Origin of the sequence: Janthinobacterium sp. SUN211 (assembly GCF_030587315.1) — a bacterium.
In the GTDB taxonomy this organism is placed as follows: domain Bacteria; phylum Pseudomonadota; class Gammaproteobacteria; order Burkholderiales; family Burkholderiaceae_D; genus Janthinobacterium; species Janthinobacterium kumbetense.
Map to the genome: position 1 here is coordinate 1,039,627 of NZ_JAPWIC010000001.1, position 23,398 is coordinate 1,063,024.

The 23,398-nt window shown below is 63.3% G+C and carries 12 protein-coding genes; 4 read left to right on the forward strand and 8 right to left on the reverse strand.

All coding sequences use genetic code 11. From position 1 onward, the window contains the following. The 3 genes from vioE (at position 1) to O3301_RS04560 (ending at position 3,437) form a co-directional block, all read left to right on the forward strand. A complete protein-coding gene (gene vioE / locus O3301_RS04550) occupies positions 1-582 on the forward strand; it encodes a violacein biosynthesis enzyme VioE (RefSeq protein ID WP_305055678.1) in 582 nt (193 codons plus the stop codon). Positions 583-673: 91 nt separating this feature from the next. Continuing rightward, a complete protein-coding gene (locus O3301_RS04555) occupies positions 674-1,837 on the forward strand; it encodes an MFS transporter (RefSeq protein WP_305055679.1) in 1,164 nt (387 codons plus the stop codon). Between the two features lie 391 nt (positions 1,838-2,228). Then, entirely contained in the window at positions 2,229-3,437 is a 1,209-nt protein-coding gene (locus tag O3301_RS04560) for a hypothetical protein (protein WP_305055680.1), read from the forward strand. Positions 3,438-3,499: 62 nt separating this feature from the next. Here the strand turns inward: O3301_RS04560 and O3301_RS04565 are convergent, their stop codons facing one another. From O3301_RS04565 to O3301_RS04585, 5 genes are all read right to left on the reverse strand, one after another. Beyond that, positions 3,500-4,027 (reverse strand): DUF2867 domain-containing protein, encoded by a 528-nt coding sequence (locus O3301_RS04565; RefSeq protein ID WP_305055681.1) that lies wholly within the window; start codon positions 4,025-4,027, stop codon positions 3,500-3,502. 213 nt (positions 4,028-4,240) lie between these two features. Next, entirely contained in the window at positions 4,241-4,924 is a 684-nt protein-coding gene (locus O3301_RS04570) for a DJ-1/PfpI family protein (RefSeq protein ID WP_305055682.1), read from the reverse strand. A gap of 214 nt (positions 4,925-5,138) precedes the next feature. After that, positions 5,139-6,482, reverse strand: coding sequence for an AarF/ABC1/UbiB kinase family protein (locus O3301_RS04575; RefSeq protein ID WP_305055683.1), 1,344 nt, complete (start codon positions 6,480-6,482; stop codon positions 5,139-5,141). Further along, entirely contained in the window at positions 6,479-7,213 is a 735-nt protein-coding gene (locus O3301_RS04580) for a TetR/AcrR family transcriptional regulator (protein WP_289907086.1), read from the reverse strand. Before O3301_RS04580 ends, O3301_RS04575 begins: the two co-directional genes overlap by 4 nt. Positions 7,214-7,303: 90 nt before the next feature. After that, positions 7,304-7,642 carry a hypothetical protein gene (locus O3301_RS04585; RefSeq protein ID WP_305055684.1) on the reverse strand — a complete coding sequence of 113 codons (339 nt, stop codon included), beginning with the start codon at positions 7,640-7,642 and terminating at the stop codon, positions 7,304-7,306. A 798-nt stretch (positions 7,643-8,440) separates the two neighbouring features. Between O3301_RS04585 and O3301_RS04590 the strand changes: the two genes are divergently transcribed. Continuing rightward, positions 8,441-9,103, forward strand: coding sequence for a PEP-CTERM sorting domain-containing protein (locus O3301_RS04590; protein ID WP_305055685.1), 663 nt, complete (start codon positions 8,441-8,443; stop codon positions 9,101-9,103). 16 nt (positions 9,104-9,119) lie between these two features. Here the strand turns inward: O3301_RS04590 and O3301_RS04595 are convergent, their stop codons facing one another. The 3 genes from O3301_RS04595 to O3301_RS04605 form a co-directional block, all read right to left on the reverse strand. Continuing rightward, complete coding sequence (locus O3301_RS04595; RefSeq protein WP_305055686.1) at positions 9,120-9,626, reverse strand: hypothetical protein; 507 nt, start codon at positions 9,624-9,626, stop codon at positions 9,120-9,122. Between the two features lie 74 nt (positions 9,627-9,700). Further along, positions 9,701-10,468: an RNA polymerase sigma factor gene (locus O3301_RS04600; RefSeq protein ID WP_305055687.1), complete on the reverse strand. Its 768-nt coding sequence runs from the start codon at positions 10,466-10,468 to the stop codon at positions 9,701-9,703. An 85-nt stretch (positions 10,469-10,553) separates the two neighbouring features. Continuing rightward, positions 10,554-23,360, reverse strand: coding sequence for a filamentous haemagglutinin family protein (locus O3301_RS04605; protein ID WP_305055688.1), 12,807 nt, complete (start codon positions 23,358-23,360; stop codon positions 10,554-10,556). Positions 23,361-23,398: the final 38 nt, after the last annotated feature.

Sequence of the window (23,398 nt, forward strand, 5' to 3'; positions counted from 1 at the left end):
ATGCCGACACACCCCGCCCCGCCGCTGCTGCCGATGCAATGGAGCAGCGCTTACATTTCCTACTGGACGCCGATGCAGGCGGATGACCAGGTCACGTCCGGCTATTGCTGGTTCGACTATGCGCGCAACATCTGCCGCATCGATGGCCTGTTCAACCCCTGGTCGGAAAAGGAACATGGACACTTGCTGTGGATGTCGGAAATCGGCGACGCCAGGCGTGAACAAAGCCGCAAGCAGAAAGTGGCCTACGCGAGGCAAGCCCAGGCCACAGGCGAGCAGCTGCAGGGCACGGCGCTGGCCGATGAGGTGATCCCGTTCCATGAGCTGTTCCTGCCGCAAGCGGTGCTGCTGGACGGCGGCGCCCGTCACGATGGCCGCCACACCGTGCTGGGCCGGGAGGCGGACGCCTGGGTAGTGGAGCGGACGGGCAAGCCGCCATCGGTCTTTTACTTGGAGGCCGGTGGCAACCGCCTGCTGCGCATGGTCACCGGCAATGACCCGCAGCACCTCTCGGTACGCGACTTTCCCAACCTGTTTGTCGGCGACATTCCGGACAGCGTCTTTACGTCTTGCAACACCTGATCGGGCCGTGGCGCGCGCAAGGGCCGCATGCGGCCGGAGCGCGCGCCACGCCTGGCAAGTGTTTTTGTTATTACTCTCGAAGGATATTGCTATGCCGCTGGTTGTTTACATTTTGGGGTTGACGATCTTTTCGTTAACGACATCCGAATTCATGGTGGCGGGCATGATGCCGTCGCTGGCCCTGGCCATGGACGAACCGGTGACGCGGATCGGCTATCTGATCTCGCTCTACGCCATGGGCATGGTCATCGGCGGACCGCTGAGCACCATTGTCCTGCTCAAGCTGCGCGTACCGAACAAGAAGGGACTGTTGTGGCTGCTGTGCTTTTATGTCCTTGCCCAATCCGTCGCCGCGTCCGCCACCAGCTATGACATCCTGGCCATCGCGCGGGTAGTCACGGGCGTGGCCGCCGCCACCTGCTTTGGCCTGTCCCTGGCGATCTGTGCCGACATCGTCGCGCCCAACGCGCGCGGACGCGCCGCCGCCGTCGTGATCGGCGGCCTTATGCTCGCTTCCGTGGTGGGCGTGCCGGTCGCCACGCTCATCGACCAACACCTGGGATGGCGCGCCAGCTTCTGGGTGGTGGTGGTGCTGGCGCTATTGTGTCTGGCGCTCATCACCGTGCTGGTGCCGCGCACCAAACCATCCGAAGTCGTGAGCCTCGGCAATGAACTGGGGGAATTCCGCAACCGCCACCTGTGGGCGGCGTACGCCAGCAGCGGCCTCATCATCGGAGCGATTTTCGCGGCGTTCAGCTATTTCGCGGCCATCCTGACGGAAATTACCGGTTTTCCAGCATCTTCAATCCCCTGGCTGCTGGGCGTCTACGGCGTCGCCAACGTGGTGGGCAATGCCGTGGTCGGCCGTTATGCGGACCGCTACACCACCGTCATCATGGTCTGGGGCATGGTCATCCTGGGCATCAGCCTGGCGCTGTTCGCCGTCTTTGCGCACGACAAGAGCATCAGCGTCGCCTTGTTGGTCGTCACGGGCCTGGTCGGCATGTCGATGAATCCCGCCATCATCGCCCGCGTGATGAAAACGGCCCACCCGGGGCCGCTGGTCAACACGGTGCACACGTCCGTCATCAACATCGGCCTGGGCGCCGGTTCCTGGCTCGGCGGCCTCGGCATCGCCGCCGGCTACGGCCTGCGCTCCCCGCTGTGGGTCGGCGTCGCGCTGGCCGTGCTTGGCCTCCTCAGCTTGCTGCCTTACCTCGGGCACAGATCGCGCGATTCGGTGCTGTCGCATTAGCGGCTGGCGGCACGGTTGGCATTGCCAACCGCGCGCTACCTTAATGGCGGCAGGGTCCTGTCCAATGACCATTTACAAAAAATTATTGACTTCCTCCTGCGTAAGGATAGTTGTCGCGTCACCTGATTTACCGTAGCATGACCAGGTTTCTCCTTCCCGCCGAAAATCTATAAAAGGAAATATCCTTCAAGATCAACCTACCCTGATCACACATAGCATACCGATTGAGCGCGATCGTTTACCAGACAAGCAGGACATCCTGCGCTGGAGGCTTGACATCCTGCGTCCCAATACCCTGCGACTGAAATCGCCGACCAGAACACAATTCTTGCGAAAAATAATGCGAAAAACTCATTCCATAATTCTTTCTATCATTTTGGCCGGCTTGGCCATGCCTGCATTGTCGGCGGATCAGCCACTATCCCTGCCAGACCGCTTGGCCGCCCTTCGCACGACGATCGCAATCGATCATGGAAAGATGGTTGGTTCCGGCGCGGCAGCATTGATAGATGCAGGTCTGGAGAGCCAATTCGTACTCATCGGCGAGGACCATGGGATTACAGAGATTGCGAATTTTTCGGCGGCGTATTTTGAAGAATTGGCAAGTCAAGGATTTACGACGCTGATTGTCGAAAATGGACCGGCTGTTGCTGATGCTTTGGCAAAGACGTTGAAGGCCAATACTGGCGTTGCTGGCATAGCCGCATTTAATAAGGCCTATCCGGTCGCTACCGCTTTTTACAAGTGGCAAGATGAGGCGCAATTCCTGGCCCGTTTCGCCAAAGCTGCCGGACCATCGTTCCAATTAGTGGGAATGGATCAGGAACTCATGGGCGCTTCGAAATATTTGCTCGAGCAAATGGCCGGGCAACCGCTTGCTCCTTTGGCGAAATCAAAAATCGAGGCCTTCCGCAAGCTTGAAAACGATGACTATAGCCGGGCGTCGGCGAGCGGAGACCCGCGTGATCTTTTCATGTTGAAAGTCAAAGAAGAGGAGTTATTCGCCTTACAGAAGCTGCTCACAGCCCCCAGGGACATGCCCGCCTTGGCGATGTTAAATTCGCTGATCGAAAGCCGCAGCATTTATAGCAAAAACATAACTCCGGGACAGGGATATGCATCCAATACGCAGCGTGCCAAACTAATGAAGCGGAATGTGGCCAGCCATTTGACGCTTGCGCCTGCACAGCGAATGTTGCTGAAAGCCGGCGCAGTTCATGTATTCCGAGGTTATAACCCGCTGAGTGCCGGTAGCCGGGAGATCGGCAATTATTTGGCTGAATATGCGGAAGGCCGCGGGCAGAAATCGCTGCATGTATTAGTGCTGGCGTCCAAGGGCCAGCAGGCGCAATTTGCTGGAATTGGACGCGCGTCGGCCTCAACAGAAATCGAAAAAACCGATATCAAGTCCGCCATGGCTGGCGTATTACCCTTCTTCGCCGCGGCGAGCGAGCATAAGGAATGGTCATTGTTCGACGTGCGCCCCTTGCTGGGATCGGCTAAAACCCTGGCGAATGGAAACAGCAGTGTCCAAGGCATGATTCAGGGCTACGATTTTGTACTGGTCATTCCCGATGGGAGCGCAACGTCGGACCTGTGAAAATGTCCCATGGCCTACGCTGCCTTTATATGGTCAATATTCGGTTAGCGGCAACATTGAGGTCACCTTTCTGGCTTACGGTGCACCTTGTCGCGCCGGTTGACCGCGCGCTCCATCAGCGAGCGCGTCAGGAGCTTATGAAACGGCATGATGATAAACAAATACACTCTTCCAAAGAGATTGTTTATTTTAACCAAGGTTGAAACCGTCACTTCCGATCCCGTCAGACCCGGTTGAATGCTTATCCAGATCCGGAAGTCCAGATGCTTGTCGTCACCACCGACGACGACTTCAGTCTCCGTACTTGAAATAATCGGAAACATGCCAATCTTCCCCAGCCCGCGATCACCAAAGCTAATACTTTTCTTTAGTCCGAGCGGTGCGACGATTCCGTTGCGCAAAATTATGAGCAAGGAAAGCATGCGATGCGGCTCAGCGAAAACGGCGCGCCCTGCTTGTTCGGCGTCAACGTAGGTTCTATCCCCCTGACCGGAATAGCCGTCGGAGAAATCAATGTGCGTCAATCCTGACGCCGACATGGCTGCTGCCGGTGCGGAAATGAGGAAGACTTTGTTTGCTTCGTTTGTCATGAATAAAACTCTCTCTGTAAAGTGAGTGATGGTCGGACTGCGGTTGTCTTGATTAGCGCGCATTCAAGTTTGCAAACGTGCTCTGGCGGACGGAATGCTTTCATCGTGGTCACATAGGCTGGAATGCTCCATAGCGATATCAGATGGTTTGTCCTGTGAAACATGCAAATGCAGCAATGACAACGGCTGAGGTGAGGTGAAAGAAACGTAGATTCATACGGGATCGTCCTCGATTGGCATGCTTCTTGACGGAGCTTGCAAGCGGTTTTCCAATATTGCGCCAACGCCTACTTTCGGGGAGATGGCGTCCCGGATACTCGTATCAATTAGTCGTTCATAGATTGCGCTTTGGCCGGCCGGAATAAGTTCTCTGAGTGTTTCTTGACGTTTTTCCCGGCCGAACAAGGTCTCAACGACCCAACCGATTAGATACACAGCAGACAAACAGCCACCTGCAGTCGCAACATTCCCTTTGCATACCAAGGGCAAATCGAGCACGTCAATTCCTAAGGATTGCAATTCCTCTTTGGCATCGGGATGAGTCGTGGCCGGCCCCATTGCCAGCAGACCCAACTTGGCAAGAATGAACGAGCCGGCACAGATCGATCCAATGAGCTGCGTATTTGGATTCAGCGAAAATGCACGCATGAAATCCGGGTTGGCGATAGCGCCTTTCACTCCAACTTTACCGCTGGAAAACAATACAACGTCGGCGTCATTCGCTTCGCTGATGCACCCGTGGGTCTTGATAACAAGGCCGTTTGCGGATTGGTGCTCTTCCTGTATTCCCAATATCTTCACTTGCCAGTCCGTCTTATTCCTCCCGAGGATGTCCCACATCAAGAACAAATCCAAATCGGTGAAATGATCAAAAATCACGATGACTATTTTTTTCATGTTGCGCTCCGCCGTTTGCGTCGATTCAAAATGAGACCACGGACGAGCAGTCCGCAGTTGGGAATAAGTCCATCAAATCTCTGTTTAAGAAGTACTTCTTTTCCTGATTGGACGGGCTTCAGTGCTGGCCCGCCAGGAATTGCGCCGACGCGGCGTGGCTGCTGCCACGCATGATGAAGACCGCGCATCCCGGAAGCAGAAACGTCGTATTCATTCAACGAATCCAGGGGTTGGTGGTGCGCACACGTGCACCGAGGGTTTTGAGAAGCTGGATCAGACCTAAATAGGTCCGGTCGACATAGGGCAGCTCCTCCGGCAAGGACTGCAGATGCCGAAGTGCCTGGCGATGATGGTCGGCTGATGGACGTGGGTATGGCGGGTGGTGCGTAAAGTCATACACCTCCACGGTAAACGGCAACTTCTGCCAGGCATGCCGCTCGGCCATTGCCGGCAGCAGCAGCTGGCAAAAGTCCTGCTCATTCAGATGCGGCCCAATCAGGCCCAGATCACGATAGGCCTGCTGCATGGCACGGTGGTCCGCCGGGTCGCGCAACTGGGCCGACCAGAGCGCGCTGAGCGCTTGGCAAAAGTCAGCGTCCAGCGCGCGGGTGCAGCCAAAGTCCAGCAGGCCCAGTCGGCCGTCCGGCATGAACAGATAGTTGCCCGGATGCGGGTCGGCTTGCAAGCAGTGCAGCACAAAGGTGCAATGAAAGAAGGTATCAAACAGCAACTGACCAGCCTGATCACGTGCGTTTTGATCGGGTTCGGTCAGCAACCATTCGTTGAGATGCAATCCCGGCAGACGTTGCATGGTCAGCACGCGGCGTGTGGTGCGGTCCATTACCGGCTGGGGGACCACCAGGCCCGGCAGCGTGAGATGCTGTGCGAACCATTGCATGGTCTGTGCCTCATGCAAATAGTCCAGCTCCTCGGCCAGCTTCTGTTCGATGTCATCCATCATGCGCGCGATGATATCGGCTTTGAGCAACATATCCGAGCGCTCCCCCAAGGCTTGCAGCAGGCTGCGTAGCATACGCATGTCGCTGCCGATGGAGTCCGCCATTCCGGGGTATTGGAGCTTGACGGCCACTGCCAGGCCGTCGGCCATGATGGCGGCGTGGACCTGCCCCAGACTGGCGGCAGCAAAGGCGACAGGCTCGAATTGCTGGAACAGGGCTTGCGGATCCTGGCCAAACTCCTGGCGCATCACTTTGATCACCAACGCGCGGTTCAGCGGCGTGACCTGATAGTGGGCGCGAGCCAGTTCCTGGCGCACGCCCTCGGGTAAAAAGCCCAGTTCCATGCTGAGCAGTTGCGAGGCTTTGAGTGCCGTGCCCTTGAGCTGATTCAACGCGGCGAACAGGATGCGCCCGAGTTCCGCCTCATGTGCCATACGGGCCTGATCCATTTTCGCCTCGTCGCACGTGATCGACTTGGCCTTATGGCCCAGGTGGGTCAGCCCGGCCCGCGCCACTGCCATGCCGACAATCGCCCCACGCGAAAGACGCCCGGTACGCGGCAACTGCGAAACTGTGTTCGTCTTGGTCGTGGGCGTCATGAGCGTACCCCTCCCAGGCCGCGACGGGCCAATTGCAGCAGATCCAGCAAGCCATTGCCGTCTTGCATCAGGCGCGCAAGCTGGCTGCGCACCATGAAACCTCCCAGTTCCAGCAGCTTGTCCACCAGGCCGCTGCGCAAGGCTAATACCAGCACGCCCAAGCTCAAATCGACCATTTGCGTGGTGTTGGTAAATTGGTCGGAGGTGTCGCGTAGCCAGTACGCAATGACGCCGTACACATAGTCGGCCAACAGTCCAGCCAGACTGGGCTTGAAGCCGCAAGGCACGATTTCACCGCTCGCCTCGGCCTGCTCCAGCATCTGGACGAAGGTTTGCCGGAGCAAAGGCTTGCCGGGTAGTTGCTCGCCCAACAGCAGCGTGGGAGTGCGCTCCACCATGCCGCGCGCCAGACCCACAAATTCACGGTCAGCCAGCAAACCTTCCAGCAGACTGTTGACTACCAGTTGCAGGCGTTCCTGCAGCGAAAATTCGTTCTGCCCCTCCGTCTTGTCGGCCTGCGCCACTGCGTCTGCAATTGCTTGCTCAAAATAGGCGGTTACCAGTTTCTCCTTGGTAGGGAAGTATTTGTAGATGGTGGCATCACCCACGTCGGCGGCACGCGCGATCTGCTTCATCGTGGTGCCCTCAAACCCATGCTGGGTCATCAGGTCTACTGCGGTCTGAATGATCAACCGATGGTTTTTGGCTTGTTGGGCTTTGGAAGTACGCATGATCGAAATTTGAAGAAGAGTGGAGTGTCGGAGGCAAAACAATCAAGTCTGGCCCCACCATGTAAGAAGTGCGACGGCGAGCAGGCAGACTCAGCCGGAATACCGTGCCCTGGAACCAAAAAATACCAAGGCCGCCCCGGCCAGCATGGCGACGGCGCATGCCTGCACAATGAATCCGGCCAAGCTGCTGCTCACCGAAGGGAATGCCAACTGCAGCAGAACGGCGGTAATACAGAGGCCGAAGACGGCCAGCACATGCCGGCGGGACCCGTGTATGCGTACGTGCCACTCAAGGAGCACGCCGCCAGCATTGCTTGGCGCCAGTTTGCCGCACCGGAGTCGATTGAAGATGCGTTTTTCTCCCCAAACGGAGTGAATCATAGCGACCAGGCCGATCGTTGCCACTGCAGCCACAAAATATTCATTCATATTTGCCATACCCCCTGGTATTACCTCATGCCCTGCACTGCGACATCAATATACGATATCTACTATCGATTAAAGCAATGTAATGCACTTCCATTGAGTAGTCAATTAGTATTACTTAATAAAAAGGAAGATGAATTAAAAGCATGGGTTCATACTGCAATCCATCGAACTTAGCAGCGCCGCGCCTCAGCACGGCTTCTGACTTAGTGATTTGTGCGATTTCGGACGTGGGACTCGAGGCTTCGATTTGATGATGCCAGGGAGGTGCGAGTAGTTGCGGTAGGCAATCAATCGTAGTGCGTCGAGCAGACGCTTGGCGATGTCGGCGTCGAGCAGCAGTGCAAGCAGTAGCGGCTTGAGGATGGAGTGGCGGCTGTGCGGTTGATGCGCCACGCCGGCGGCAGCACCACCTCACGCAGTGCCGTTCCGGTCGCACCGGTCGGGGCGGCCAGCGAGACTATCCGCTCGTCATCGTCTGAGCGCAGGAAGTCGCACGCACGCAAAGCCGGCGTTACCGCCTTTCTCGAGGCGCACGCAGATGCCGACACCGCGCTCGTTGAGCGCGGCGCCCAACCAGCACGATGGATAGTCTCCGTGACCATGGGGAAAGCCACCCTGCTCCGATATCTGCCGCGACGACGCTGGCATACGATTCGGCATCGGGCAGGCCGGCGCCGGTTTCAATCGTAAGCATAGGAAATCCTTCATTCTTAATAAAAATTTAATTGGTGAAATTTTTCAATAAAATTGTCGTATAATTAATTTCGGTATCTTTTTAACATCAAAATAGGGAAAATGATGAACTTATACACAGCTGTCAAAGTTGCACTGCCGAGCATTATTTTGTGCGCTTCCTTCCATGTACAAGCAACAACCTTTTCCAACGAGTTCAACGGTGGCGAACTAGGTTACTTGGGCGCAACAGGTTCGACTACTTATGGAGAAACCTTTACTTCTCCAGGCGGAGTGCTGAACGATTTCACCCTCTATGCGTCTTCCGGTTATGGCACTTCAAATTATGGCACCGGCTATGTCGGATTCGGGATTTCTGCATGGGACGGAACCAAAGCCGTCGGTCCCGCCTTGTACACGAGTGCTCCAATCCCATACAGTGGCAAAACTAAAGCATTTGAAGCAACCGGACTCAATCTGGCATTGCCACTTAATAAAGAATACGTAGCATACTTAACAGTTGCAGGCATCCAAAATCCAGTTTATTTCGTTAGGATGCAAGGATCCAACAACAATGGCGAGTTAACAGGGAACCACGTTTATTCGAATGCCGTGGATCCCCTTAATGCAAGTCAGCCGTGGGGTGTGGACAAGACGTATTACATGAGATTTACGGCAAATTTCACCAATAACACCATTCCTGTTCCTGAGCCAGAAACCTACGCCATGTTACTGGCCGGCTTGGGCATAGTCGGTTTCGCTGGCCGACGCAGGTTTAAATCGGCTTGATGGTGACGGCCAAGCCTCAAGTCTTGGCCGCTTTGGCCCGCCTCTGGGCCGATGCAGCCGGTGGGGCGATTGCTTGTATCAACGCGGCGCCGGCATCTGCGGCTGCCTGGAAGGTGGCAGCTTCGTCGCTCAGGCGCTTCGCTTCGGCTTCGTTGGCGGCGGCCTGCTTGGCGACGTGGATGACGGCCGCCTCGTTTTCGCGCGCTTGCTCGGCAACGTGATCTTTTTCGGCCGCCAGCTCGCGTTGCAGCACATTCAGCCAAGGACAGCACGCGCAACTTCGCGGGTGCAGAAGCGGCCGCATCGAACGGAACTTCCTTCCCGTCGTCATGTACGTAGACTGGCTTGCCATCCTGGACAACGACATTGCCGTTTGCTTCAAGGCATAGTTGCTTGCGTCAAACTCATACACATGATCCGCAAAAGCCAGTTCGCAACGGCTCGCACGGTGATGATGCCGTTCGCCGACCAATTTTATGCGCTGGCAGGACAGGTCCGTCCAGTTTGAGAGTTCATGTGCCATGCCGGGAAAATTTCACCCACCGATCAACAACGCGACAGAACCATCGTGATGACACCTTTGAAGCCGCTGCGTTACTAGCTACTGCTGCTCCTGTGACGGTGATCAATCCGCGTCATGCGAGGGATTTCGCCAAGGGACTGGGTTTGTTGGACAAAACGGAACAGGTCGGCAGCTGGGCGTTGCCGCGCCAGCGCAGTGGACTCGGCGGCGAGCACCTTGGCCTGCCAGCGGCGCGAGAAACCTCGCCGGGACTGGTTAATGCCGCCGAGCACATTCTGCCCGGTTTCCCGGGCGCAATGATCCAGGGCCTGGCGCAGCATCGTATCGATACTGGTCAGGGAAACCTGATACTCGTCCGCAACATCCTGGCGTGTTTTTTCTTCGATCCTCAGGGCGACCAGCACGGAACGGTGCCGGTACGGCATGCGCTGCATCGCGCGCTCGACCTCGGCCAGGTCGGAGCGGGCCAGCGCAATCAGGTCCGGGCCGGGCGCTGGATCCGTCAGATGCTCGATTACCGCGGCATCGTCATATTGCGCGGACCGCCTGCCACGCAGCTCGTCCATCGCGACATTGCACGCCACCCGGTAGACATAGGCGTTCGGGTTTTGCACGGATACCGGGGTGCTGGCGTCCGCCAGCCGCAGCCAGGCGTCGTGCAGGCAATCGCTGGCCAGGTCCGCGCAACCGAGATTGCGCAGCAACCGGCGGTGCAGGCGGGCATAGTTCGCCGCCAGGAAATCGCGCAGCACGATGCCCGGGGCATGCTCGCCGAACGGTTCTGCTACGAGCGCATCGGCAATATTGGAGGCCTCCAGGCCATCCAGGGTACTCGGGTTCATGACATCTACCTCGGTGTTCGGCTGCAAGAATGGGGGAGCGGCCCCGCCTGTTCCCTGCATAGGGCAGGAAACAGGCGGGCACGCGCTACATGCCGCTGGACTGGCGCTCCTGCTGCAACTGACGCAGTTGCTCCGGGCTCAGGCGCGCAAGCTGCTTGGCGTCAAAATCCCGCCCCACGCCGAGGAACTGCACCGGACTGGCAGGGTCGTAGGGAACGCCGCGGGCGGACTGCAAGCCGGCTCGCGGTGGCGGCGGCGGTGCTTCCGCCTCCCCCTCCATCGGCTCGTTGCCAAAGCCGAGCAGGCGCACCGTGAAAATCGACGGCAGGTTCTGGCGCGTCGTCGCGCGTTCGCGCTGCAGCACGTCCTGCGCGGCGGCCGTCGCTTGCGACGCTGCCGCACTGGCATTGCTCAATGCGCCGACGTTTACCGCCGCAAGGGCCGGCATGCCCGTCGACTCGCCCTTGACGGCGATATTGGCCGCATTGACCACTTGCAGGGCCGCCAGGTTCACATTGCCCGACACGCGGATACCCGCTTCGCCCGCGTCGATGGTGCCCAGGGGCGCGATCAGATCGATGTCGCCGGCCGGCACTTCGGGAATCGGCGCCAGCGTGGCAATCCCCGCACCGGTGCTCGGCACGTCCGATGACAGCGTGACGTTGCCCCACTGGTCATACACGCGCTTGGGCGGCGTGTAGACCACGGTGGTCTTCGAACCCCGGCCGGCATTGATGTCGCCCTCGGCCGACCAGCTCATGATGCCGCCGCCGAACGTGGTCATGATGCGGCTCTGGCCCAGCAGGATGCTGCCGAGCGAGTAGATCGCGATGTCGCCCGCGCCCTGGGTCAGTACGCCCGACTCGGACGGCGGCGCCTCGCCCTCGATGCCGTAGACCTGGCGGCCGCCCGGCGTCATGAGCTCGATATTGCCACCGAACAAGGTGCGTACGAAGCCGCTTCGCGGCGTGGCGCCGGCCTTCCCGCGGAACATCGTGATGTCGCCGCTGTAGTTGATCGGCGTTCCGTCCGCCCTCCCCTTTGGAAACAGCGCCGCGATGGCATTGCGCCCGCGCAGGTAACTGCCGAAGCGCGCGCCGTCCGCGTCGTTGTACTCGCGCCCGCCTGCCTTGAGTTCGGCGAAATACACCTGGCGCGCAAAGATGCGTTGCTGCGTTGCCGGCAGCGCGTCGAAGAAAGCCTGCGCCTCGCCGGCCGTGCCGGTGAAGCCCAGGCCGTGGGCCGGTTCGGCCAGCCAGGTAGCCAGCTCGGCCTCGTAGGTCTTGACGACCTTGCCCGGCTGCTCGGCCAGCGGCATGCCAGCCTGGGCGCGCTTGCCTTCGCCGAGGTAACGCGCCAGGAAGCCCTTGTAGTCGGGGCCGTTCACACCTACGCCGGCCAGCATCGAGATGCTCGCGCCGGGCCGGCTGTCGCCCGGCACCACAGGCCCCAGGCTGGTCACGCCCGCGCGGTCTTCCATCTGGATGTGGCGCCCTGCGGTGATCTCCAGCGTGCCGGGGCCCGCCACGTTAAAACTGCTGTAGACGATGTCGCGACCGGCCGAGACTACCGACACGTCGGTCGAGGCGCCGTGCGCGAACAGGTTGCCTGAGCTTTCATAGCGCGCACCCAAGCCTGCGTCAGTGGGCAGGGCCTGACCGATAGGCGTGCCGCTGCCGACGATGTCGCGCCCGGCCATCATCCACACCGGCTGCCCGGCCTCGTAATAAGTCTGGCCAGCGCGTGTCGGGTCGTTGGACGTAAAGACGTTGATGCGGCCCGTGGCCACACCCACGAGGTCGCCGTGCAGGGCATAGAAGCGCGCCGGTTCGCTGCCATGTTTACCGCCTGCCGAAACAGTGTTGGCGCCCAGTGCGAACAATGGCCTGCCATTCTCGATGAGGTTGCCGGCCTCGGCGAGATTGCTCACAACTGTGCCGTTCGCCAGCGTGCCCCGGAAAGCCGGATGGAAGGGCGTGGCCATGGCACTCTCGGCTGCGCCCGAGGGGCTCACGGTGTAGCCGCCGCCATGGATCGAATCGCTGGCAAGAAACTCCAGCAGGCTGTTGGCCGATGGCGCCAGCACCAGCGCGCCAGTCGCCTCTGTCGTCCTGTCCGTGGCCATGCTGCCATAGTAGAGGCTGCCGCTGGCCGCAACCGCGCTCAGGATCGACGGGTAGACGTTCGCCATGTCGGTCGGGAGTGCGCCAAGGTTGGCCATCTGCGGCGTCAGGTCGCCTCCGGCCGAGAACAGGCGGATGGCGGTGTTCGGCGTCCACAGCGTGAACCAGCTGTCGCCGCTGCCCTTGGCCGCGCCGACGTTGAAGGGCGTGGCCTTCGGCAGCACGGCACGGCCCGCGTCGTTGGCATCCGTCACGACCAGGTCGCCGCGCGTGTTCAGCTGGTAGCTCGCATCGCCCGGCACCAGCAGCATGCCGCCCTGCGCCACCGCGCGCCCGGCCGAGAACGGATCAATGGCCTGGGGGTCGCGTTCGGACAGCTGGCCGGTGTACTGCGCGTAGCGCAGCGACTGGGTGCCCATCGCGCCGGCTTGCATCTGCACGTCGCCGCGCAGGTTGACGACGGCGCCATTCAGCACGGCGTTGGTCTGGATGTCGTTCAAGGGATCGAGCGCCAAGGGATTGAGTGCGCCGCCGACGCGCAGGCTCAGATCGCCCCCGCCGGTGAGCGCCAGGCTGCCATCGGCCAGTACGCGGCCGGTGCCGCCCACGGCCAGCACCAGGCCGTCGCTGCGCAGGTTGTCCGTGCCGGTGCGAACGGCCGCACCCCGCTGGGACACAAGGCCCGCGTCGCCGCCCACGTCCACGTGCAGGTCGCCGCCGCCCAGCGTGCCGTAACCGGTGAAACCCAGCAGCGTGTCGGTCGTGCCGCGCGTGGCGTAGCTGCCAAAGTTGATCCACCAGGCCGCAGCCTGATCGTTGCCTCCCCCGAGCGTGCTGCCGCTGCCCTGGCGCCACAGCCAGTTGGCGGTGTCGTTGGTCGTCACGCCCTTGTCGGCCGGATTGGGACGGCCGACGCCGGTCGAGGCGATGGCCTGCGCCGCCTCGCCGGTCAGGTTGCCGCCGGCCTGCAGCGTGAGGTTGCCGCCGCCGGCCGGGTACCAGGCGCGCGCCAGGCTCTCGGCCCCGCCATCGACAAACTTCTCGTAGCCCTTGTTCTTGTCGCTCAGCACCGTGCCGCTGCTGCCCACCACGCGCGGCAGGTTATACGGGTCGCCGGCCTGCGTGGCCTGCGACGAGGCGCCGGCCGTATAGACGCCGTAGAGCGAGTGCATGCCCAGGTTGCCGGCCGCGCGCAGGTCAAGGTCGGCGGCGCCGGTGCGCAGCACGCTGAAGCGGGTGCTGCCGGGCAGGTATTCGTAGTAGATGTTCACGGGCAGCGAGACGCAATAACTGGAACTTCCCTTACATAGCGCCTCAGCCGTCTTGAACGAGCCTCCGGTCAACCGCGCGACATCGGCATCGAGTATCGGCGTATCCGCAAGCGCAGGCTCCTTGAATCTCCGGGCTGCGGACGCCGACCAATTGAACGCGTAGACGGGCGTGCAATAGGATCCGTTCGCCCCGCACAGAGCCGCAGCGGTCTGGTATCTGCCGCCCATGAGTTGGCGGGCGACTTCATCGGTGATCTCTACGCCTGCCTTCAAACCCAGATCGGCAGCCGCGAGCGATGTCCATGCGAACGCGCCTTTGAACGGCAGCGCCTTGGCGAACAGACCGTAGTGGGTGTCGGCCATGCGCAGGCTGCCCGCTGCGGGGTTCTGCTGCAGCGTGCGCGGGTCGGCCGCACCGAGGTCGGCGCCACCCGCCAGCTGCAGCGACCACGACTGCGAGCCTTCCGGCAGCATCGCGGCCACGCCCCACAGCCGGCCCGCGCCGCCAGGACGAAGCTCGACCGACTTGGCGTCGCCCGGCAACCTGATGTCGGTCGAAGAAGGCAGCAGCGCCCCCACGGGCAAGGTCGTGTCGCCATGCATCAGGTACTTCACGCCCACGGCCGGCAGCGCGACGCCCTTGGGCCAGACCAGCGCGTCCAACATGGTGGTACCCGGCAAGCGCGTGCCCGCGTCCAGGCGCGTGCCTTGTGGCAGCGTCACGGTTTCACCGGCGATGCTGCCGGCCGCGTGAATAATCTGGCCCGAGGCATCGCGCACGTTGGCAGCGAGCACGGTCCCGGCGGGCAGCAGCATCTCAGCCGTCAATTCGCTGGACACGGGGATCAGCGTGCCGGCGGCAAAGTCACTCGACTGGATCGGCAGGTCAAAATTGAGCGCGTTGCCGCCTTCGAACGCCGTGCCATCGGCCAGCACGACGCCGGCACGCGGGATCACCGTGTCGGCGCCGAAAAAATTACTTCCTGAAAGCAACAGCCAGCCTTTGTCGTCCTGCGTGGCGGGCGGTGGCGCGAAGCCGTCGTTGATGCTGCCATAGATATCGAGGTTGCCTGCCGCGCGAATGCGCAAGGAGCCGACTTCACCCGAGCCATAGACGCCGGTCTTAGGCGTGTGCGGGTTGACGCTGGCGTAGCGGTAGCCCGACAAATCCAGGTCGCCCGACACGACGATGTCGCCACCCGGGTTGATCAGCGCATTGCTTGTGATCTCGATGCCGGGACGCAGATGGAAGGCGTCGGCATAGGCCGGGTTGCGCAGGCCGGCAAGCTTGCCGGTCATGAGGCTGGCGCGCGCCAGTGCGGCATCGATGAAATCGTTGTTGTCGTCGTGCTTGTCCTTCAGCCAGGTCTGGGTGATCTCCTGGTAGGGTCGTCCGCTGGCAGCCGGCGTGCTGACCAGCGGGGCGTCGTCGTAGCGTTGCATGGCGTTGACCGCGATGGAGCGAGCGCCGCGGATGTCGAGCGCACCGCGCGCGTCGATGGCGATGTCGCCGTGGACCGCCGCATCGGCCGCCCCGTTGATGCCCGGCAAGCCGTTGGCGCCGATGCGCGGCGCCGAGAGTTCGAGCGTGCCGCGTGCGCGGCCGTCGTTCTGCCCCGGCTGCGTGCCCAGGGTCGCGGCTGTGCCGTGGCGCAGGTCGACGCGTGCGCCGTCGGCCAGCGTCAGCACGCCGCCCTGCGTACTCAGGTCGACGATCGCGCGGTTGGGCGAATCGATGATCTTGCCGTAGCTATCCACGCGCAGCAGCGTGCCGTGCGCATCGAGCACGGCCGAGCCCGCCACCGTCAGGGCGTTCTTCGCCGCGAGGTAGATGCGGCCCGCGCGCTCGCCGCTGGCGTCGATGGTGCCGTTGACCGTCAGGCTGCCGTTGTCGACCGACACGTTGACCTCGCCGGCCTTCAAGCCGTCGCCGATGGCGAGGTCGCCCTGCTTGAGCTGGAAGGTGCGCGTGCCGGACACGCCGCCTTCGTTGAGCCGCTGGTTGAGAGATGCGAACTGGCTGTCGAGCGCTGCGCCATCACCGAGATGCTGTGCGCGCACTTCCACGCCGCCAGCCTGATAGGGCACGAGCGTGCCACCCGCGTCGTAGCGCCCCGTGCTGCCGCCGCGGATCGCGCCCTGCAGGTCGACCACGCCGGCCTGGTCACCCAGCGCCAGCGCCTTGAGCGTGCCGGCGCGGTTGTTCCGCGCCGACACATCGATCACCGAGCCCGCGGCCTGGCGCACATTGCCGGCCAGGCTTTCGAGCGTGACGTCGCCGCCCCAGCTGTACTTGGACACGTCGTTGAAATCGATCTTGCGGCCGGCCAGGTCGAGCTGCGCGCGCCCGGTCAGCGTGAGGTCCTTGTCGGCGGTGATCACGAGCTTGCCAGTGGGCAGTGCCAGCATGGTGTCGATGATCACGTCGCGGCCCGCAAGGCGCAGTTCCGCGCCGAGTGCGGCATCGGCGACCGGTGTAGTCAAAGGCACGGAAGCGCTCACGCGCAGGTCGCCGCCCGCGGTGATGCGGTTGACCGAGCCCGCCGCGCCTGTCACCAGCGGCGCGTCGATGCCGAGGTTGCCGCCGCTGTAGGCATAACCCTTGCCGGCTTCATACGCGCCTTGCGACTGGTAGACCGAGAGGCTGCCCTTGTTGTTGGCGGTGATCCGCTCGCCGGCCTTGAGCCGCACGTCAGCGAAGCCCAGCGCCAGACGCGCGTCATCGCTGGTGCCCGCAGCTTGCGTGCCTGGGCCATAGCCAAATTCGATGGTCCCTGCCTCGATGGCCAGCGTGCCGCTGCCGGTGCCGGCGCCGCCCGTGACTACGGCGCCGGGCGCCACGGTCGATCCGGTCCAGATCAGGTGGCCGGTGCGGATGGTCGCCACATCGCCGGCCGCACCCGCGCCGTAGATGGCGGGCGTGCCCAGCACCAGGCGCGCGAGCGTGGATTTGCCGGTGGCCGGGTCGATGGTGTCGAGCGAGGCGCTGCCGAAGAATCGCAGGCCGCCGCTGGCGTTGAGCTGCAACGTCTCGAGCGCCGGGGCGCCGTACCGCGTGTCGCCGCGCAGCAGGCGGTCGAGCAAGCTCTGGTTCAACACCAGGCCGGACGGTAGCGTGTTGCGCGCGGCCGCGTCGGCCAGCGCCACGCTGTCGCCGACGTTGATGCCCTGCACCGCCAGCGTGAGGTTGCGCGTGCCGTAGCGCACCGTGTCGTCGAGTACGAAACGGTCTGGCGTGGACAGCGCGATGGTGCCCTGGGAATACAGCTCGGTCTGGCCCGCGCAGGGCGAGACGGTGCATGTGCCGATCTGCAGGCTGCGGTTCCCCAGCAAGTCCACGCTCGGCAGACCCGGCAGCATGCTGAGCACGCCGTTGGACACGGCCACCAGATTGCCGGCCGTACCCGCGTAGAAAAATCCATCGGCCGAGTCATAGGCCGCGCGGCCCTTGCCCAGTGTGTTGACACCCGCGCCCTGCTCGATCACGAGGTGGCTCGCGTTATCGGTGTTGGTGGCATCGGCCAGCAGAAACACCTCGGGAGCCGACAGCACCGCGCCCTGGCGCAAGGTGAGTCCGTTCGTCCCTGGGTTGAACCTCACAATGTTGCCGCCCGAGCCGTATTCCACATACTGCAGACCGCCGAGCATGAGCCGCGAGGCGCCCATTGCATTGAGCGCATCAGCGTTCAGCGTCACGCCCTCGAAGCCGGCGGTAGCCTTCGCACCGCCGCGCACGACCTCGATCTGGCTTTCAGGCCCCCCATATCCCGCAAAAACAGCCACCGCGCCGCCGTAGCCGCCCTTGGCCGCGTCGAAGCGGCCGATACCCTCGAAATGGAAAGCGTCGGCGCCGGCGTCGGCGCCAGTGTTCGGCATGAGGGCCAGCAGCAGCGTGCGCGCGTCCGCGGGTGCCATCGCGCGCGGCACGCCGATGCGCGCGGCGTCGCTGACGATGAACTGGTTGAACGAGGTCTCGTTGTACTGGGAGTAGGTGCGCAGCACTTCGGCCGGTGTTAGGATCGCCTGGCGGAACAGCGTATCGCCGATGGCGGTATTGGCGATGCCGAGCCGCGCGGCGGCCGACCACGAGCCGTTGCGCATCGCGCTGCCGGGCTGCGCCGCGCCCTGCCCGGCGCTGTCGTTGAGCTCGACGCGGAAGGCACCAGGCATCAGGGCATAAGTGGAAGGCATCAGCGTATAAATGCCCGCGGGCAAGCCCGGCACGCCGGCACCCAGCGTGATCTGCTGGCCGATCAGCGGGTCGACCGCGCCACGTTCGCCGCCCGCCGGGGCGACCGGGGCTTGCACGCCGGGCACGACGGCATACACCGGGTTGCCCGCGAGACCGGGCAGGCTGAAGCTGCCATCGACCGCAGTGCGCACCAGCGGGTGGTAGCGCGCATCGGTCGAGCCGCCGCGGCCACCGATAAAGCCAAAGCCCTTGAGTTCGCCGCCGCCCGAGAGGTTCAGTACCGCGCCGGGCTGCACATTGACGCTCGCTCCGCCCAGCGTGAGGCCGACCGTCAGCGCCTGTCCGCGCGAATCTGCGCCGCCCACGCCGATCAACTCCACCTTCGTGCCGTCGTAGAGGTAGTTGATGCCGTCAACCGTGCCGCCATAAGGCATCAGCAGGCCGTTGCCACTGACCGAGGTCAGGCTCCCAGGCAGGAAGTCGACCCGCGTGGTGTTTGCGTCGCCGATGCGCAGGCTGCCCAGCGGCACGCGCAGCACGCCGCCCTGCTCGATGGTCGCGGCGCCGAGCGTCAGGCCGCCGAAGGCCGCATAAGGCACCGCCGGCGCGGCTTGCCCCTTGCCTTCGATGCGCAGCACGCGATCCGGTGCATAAGTGCCGTCGGGCAACACACCCGCCTGGATCGAGGCCGAGACGCCGATGGCCGGGTAGATTTGCGCAGCCCGCAGTGTGAGGTCGCCAGGGGTGGCCAGGCTGGTCGTCGGCACGCCGTTGGTCAAGGCCGGTACGTCGGACAGAAAGCGCAAGTCGCTATCGCTTTGCAGCGTGGTCTGGCCGAAGCCGCGCCGCTCCACCCTGATGCTGCCCGGGTTCTCCGGCGTGTCGCTGTCGGACGATATCGGTATATCGCCGTTGACACCAGACATTCGAACCGACGAGCGCACGTCGATGAGGCCGGCATGCACCTCCAGATGTGCCTCGGAGGGTAGCCAGTCGCCGGTGCCGATGACGCCGAAGCGACCTCGGGTCACGTCCACCCCCAAGCTCTGCGTGATGCCGGCCAGCCGCACGTAGGGTGCATCCAGCGTAATGTGCGCGTCGTTGCGCGCGTTGTCGGCCAGCATCAGCGCGCCGTAGGTCGACAGGCTCTGGCCGAGCCGCAGGCTGGCGTTGTCTTCCAGGCTGATGCCGCCCGCGCTGAGCAGCGCGAGGTTGTCGAAGCCGCCCCGTGTGACCGTGTCGACGCCCAGCCGGCCGTGGCCATAGACCAGCGCCGCATCGGCCGCGCCGGGGGCCAGTCCGGCCGGCAGGTCCGACGGCCCCTGCAGCCCGCCGATCACCAGGTCGCGGTAGTTGCGCACCGCGTTCTCGGCCAGCGTGTACTGCGCCGGGCCGGAACTCGTGCGCACTTCGGGCGATTCCAGCGCGACTTGCAGCGTGCCGCCGGCGGCGCCCGCGCCGCCCGAGCGGGCCAGCAGTTCGCCGTCCAGGTAGAAGCCGTTGTTCGAGGCCAGCGCGATATGCCCGCCGCGGCTCGCCACCGCGACCGGGCCGGCAGCGCCCATGTCGAGCACGGCGGCGGTACCCGAGGCATCGAGCACGGCACCCTCGCGCACGACGATGAAGCCGTTGGCGGCCGTGGCCGAACCGTCGCTTTCCTTGATCTCGCCGCCGATCACGATGCTGCCACCGTCGCGCACGATGCCGTAACGCCGGCCGTGCGCATCGAGCGCGGTCGCGGGCGTGGCGGACACGTCGATCACCGCCTGCTCGCCGAGCCAGATCGAGCGACTGTGCGCCCCATCCACGGCATGCTCCTGCTCCATGCGCGTGAGGTCGAGGTTCTTCAGCGAAATGCTGCCGCCGTGCGCCAGCAGCCGGCCTTGCAGCGTGAGTTGGCCAACGCTGCGCACGTCGATGGCCTGGCCGGGATCGACCGTGATCTGCGCATCCCGACCGATGACCGCAGCCACCGTCGGCAGGTCGGCTGCCAGGGTCTGCACCGTGCCCGCCTGCAGGCTCAGGCTCGCACCGGCACGCTGCGTGAGCACGCCCTTGACGGCATCCTCGGTGTAGAGCAGCGGCGTCCAGGCTTGCAGTGCTTTGTCCAAAACGGCGGTGCTCGCGACATTCCTGGCTTCGGGCGTTACGCGCAGCACCGGCATCGTCACCTCGACCTGCGTGCCGTCGGTCACCGTGACGCCGCGGTCGCCGATGAGTGCATAGCGGCTGAAGCCCTTGTCGAAGAAGTTGCCTGAGAGGAGTAATGTGCCTGGCTCGGCCGAAGTGTCTGCCCCCCCTCGACCGTCCGTGACGAGCATGCGCCCGGTCTGCAAGCTCAGCGTGCCGCCACCCGAGGTGCCCCAGCCGCGCAGCGCGCCATCGGTCGCCAGCACTCCCTCACCACCGCCGGTCTGCGCATTCGCCTGCAGCCGGACGTCGCCGCCCTTGCCGCCTCGCTGCGAAGTGCCGTTGGCCAGCAAGGCCGCACCTGAGGACACGTCGATGACGCTGCCCTGGGCCAGCAGCACGTCTGCGCTGCTGCGGATCGACACGCTGCCGCCGTTGCGCCACGCCATGTTGCCGGTATCGGCAGGATCGAGCCACAGGTTGCTCCACAGGCCGCGCGTGTCCAGTGCCACGCCCCGGGCCACCGTCACGCCCGCGCGCACGCCTTCCGGCGTGGTGGTCTGCGTGGTGTCATCGAGGCGGTTGGTGCTGGCTTGCGCGAGCGTGTCGCCCAGGCGGATGCTGCCGCCGTGCGTCGTGAGGTCCGCGTTCACACCGACTTTCGGGCCGTAGAGCGCGATGTCGCCGCCATTGCCCAGCGTCAGCGCCGAGTCCACCGTGATCGAGTTCTCGGCCGCAATGCGCACTGCCCCCAGCGAGAAGCCGTTGAGCAACGTGGTGTCGAGGGTCAACGTGTCCTGACGCGCGGCTGGTAACGCCGCCGTGAGGTCGAGCCCGGTTGCGATGCGTTCGGCCGTGTCGCTCAGCACCACGTTCTTCACGCCCGCGGTGTCGAGCCGCCGGTGCATCAGGCCGGTGTTCTTGTCGTGGAGGGTGCCGTAGGTGCCGACCACCAACTGCCCGCCGCGCGCCACCGCCATCTGCGACTGGTCATACCCGTCGAGTCCGGCCTGCGCCGCCTGCGTCTGGCCGCTTCCCCGGAAGGTGTCCCCCGCGATGTCGCCCTCGAGCACCGCGTTCTTCGTCCCGACCACCAGCACGCCCGCATCGCGGCCCACCGTGTAGCCGCTTTCCAGCCTGCGCTGCTGTCCGATCAGCGGGTTGTAGTAATAGCCGGTCGCTTTCTCGCCCCAGCGTTCGTGCTTGTCTTCGTAGCCCTTGTAGACGCCCGTGTAGCGTTGGTCGCCCGGGGCCTTGTTCACTTCGTACAGCCGCCCATCGGTCCCGTTGAGCCAGGTCTGATTGATGAAACCGCTCTGCACATTGACCGTGCCGCCCGAGAGATTGATGCTGGAGCCGGCCTGCGTGACCACATCGTTGCCGCCAAAGCTCACCGTGCCGCCCTGCGCCATCCATTCGCCCACGGTGTGGCCCGCGGTGCCAAGATAGCCGCCCACCTCCAACAGGCCGCCCGCCGTGTACCAGCGCTCGGTGGCGTAGCCGTTCGTGCCCTTGGGTACGAACACCAGGCTGCGGCGGTCGATCCACATGTCGTTGCTGTTGAGGGTCTTGCCATCCCGGTTGACCGGCGCATCGCGCTGTTCATTACCCTGGACGTTGACCTTGACGTTGTTCGATTCCATGGCCAGGTTCACGCCCACGGCGCCGGAAACGTCGATCCGTGCGCGCTCACGCACCAGGCTGCGCTGGGCTGCATTGATGACGATCTGACCGCCAGTAGCCAAGGTCAGGGAGTCGCTCTGGAAGTCGGCCGCGCCGCTGCTGCTGATCTCGATGCGGGACTGGTCGCGGCGATCAGTGATGGCCACGATGTTCTCGGGAGTGCTGATTGCAGGTCCTCGCAGGCTGTCGCGCTGGCTGTCCAGGGCCCTCTTGCCGTCGTCCTCGATCACCACGGCAGTGGCGGCACCCTGGCCGAGGGCGACCTTGCCATCCGCGCCGATGGCGTTCAGGTGCACGGTGCCGCGGGTGTTGACGCTGGTGGTGGCGAGTACGACACCGTTTTGCTGAACGTCACGCCCAACCATGGTCACGTCGCCCTCGCGAGCCTGGATCAGGCCGGTGTTGCTGACCTTGCCCGACAGGCTGTCGGTGTTGAACTGCGGCGTGATCTCGTTGCCGCGCGTGGTCGACGCCTGGTTGCCATCGGTGCCGACACCCTTCTTGATGATGAAGTTGTCACCGGCCACAAGCGCGGTCTGGCCTTTTTGCGTGACGATGTCTCCCCCGTTGTGCACCTCCTTGCCGAGCAGCAAGACATAGCCGCCCCCTTCGGTGGATGTTTTCGGGGCCAACGTGGCGATCCGCGCACCGGCCTGTATCTCTACCTTGCCCTGGGCATTGGTAAAGCTGGGTTGGCTGGCATTGGCCGTGTAGATGCCGCTGGTCTTGAACTGGCCGTCGTCGATCTGGGCGGCGGCCGCGACGAGGTTGCGCGTATTGACCTGGCTGCTGCCATTAAAGACGATGCCGTTGCGGTTGACAATGAGTACCGTGCCATCGGCCTTGATCTGGCCCTGGATTTGCGAGGGCCGTGCGTTCGGGTCATTGACGCGGTTGAGAACGGCCCACTCCTTTTGCTGCCTGAATTCGACCGTCGTGTTGCGACCGACATTGAACGTCTCCCAGTTCAGAATAGCCTTGTCGGCCGTCTGTTCGATGGCGACGTTGCTGCGGCCGTCGACCTGGGTAAGCGTCGGGGCATTGGCGTTGTGCCAGCCTGCGCTCAGCGAATTGGTGTCGATTTTCAAGCCACCCACGGTCATGCCGTCGGGAACGGATGCCCCGTTCGCTGCCGCCAGGCGGGCGGCAGCCTGGGCCGACTGCTGCGCCGCGATGCCGCGCGCGGCCAGGTTCAGGTTGCTGATGGAGCGCTGCAGTTGCTCGTTGGCCTTCTGCTGCTGTCCAAGCGGGCTCGTCAGGTTGGATGCGGGCAAGCCGTTGGGCAGCCGGCCCGTTTGCGACGCCGTGTCCCGGACCGCGCCCTTGTCGGCAAACCATGCCGGACTGAACGCGCGCTGCGCATGAGCCGGCACCGTCACCGCGCCGGCGGCCAGCGTCAGCGCGATGGCCCGCGCCAGCGGCGCCAGCCTGAATACCCGATCCTGTTTGCGTATCGTTTGATTTTCCCTGCCACTGCGCCCGCGTGTGTTCATGTAAGTATCCGCCTGGTCATTGAGTCGATGCCGTCCGG

Excerpts from the sequence above, each read along its gene's own strand:
- vioE (WP_305055678.1), top strand. The coding sequence starts at position 1 with ATGCCGACACACCCCGCCCCGCCGCTGCTGCCGATGCAATGGAGCAGC.
- O3301_RS04555 (WP_305055679.1), top strand. The coding sequence starts at position 674 with ATGCCGCTGGTTGTTTACATTTTGGGGTTGACGATCTTTTCGTTAACG.
- O3301_RS04560 (WP_305055680.1), top strand. The coding sequence starts at position 2,229 with ATGCCTGCATTGTCGGCGGATCAGCCACTATCCCTGCCAGACCGCTTG.
- O3301_RS04565 (WP_305055681.1), bottom strand. The coding sequence starts at position 4,027 with ATGACAAACGAAGCAAACAAAGTCTTCCTCATTTCCGCACCGGCAGCA.
- O3301_RS04570 (WP_305055682.1), bottom strand. The coding sequence starts at position 4,924 with ATGAAAAAAATAGTCATCGTGATTTTTGATCATTTCACCGATTTGGAT.
- O3301_RS04575 (WP_305055683.1), bottom strand. The coding sequence starts at position 6,482 with ATGACGCCCACGACCAAGACGAACACAGTTTCGCAGTTGCCGCGTACC.
- O3301_RS04580 (WP_289907086.1), bottom strand. The coding sequence starts at position 7,213 with ATGCGTACTTCCAAAGCCCAACAAGCCAAAAACCATCGGTTGATCATT.
- O3301_RS04585 (WP_305055684.1), bottom strand. The coding sequence starts at position 7,642 with ATGAATGAATATTTTGTGGCTGCAGTGGCAACGATCGGCCTGGTCGCT.
- O3301_RS04590 (WP_305055685.1), top strand. The coding sequence starts at position 8,441 with ATGAACTTATACACAGCTGTCAAAGTTGCACTGCCGAGCATTATTTTG.
- O3301_RS04595 (WP_305055686.1), bottom strand. The coding sequence starts at position 9,626 with ATGGCACATGAACTCTCAAACTGGACGGACCTGTCCTGCCAGCGCATA.
- O3301_RS04600 (WP_305055687.1), bottom strand. The coding sequence starts at position 10,468 with ATGAACCCGAGTACCCTGGATGGCCTGGAGGCCTCCAATATTGCCGAT.
- O3301_RS04605 (WP_305055688.1), bottom strand. The coding sequence starts at position 23,360 with ATGAACACACGCGGGCGCAGTGGCAGGGAAAATCAAACGATACGCAAA.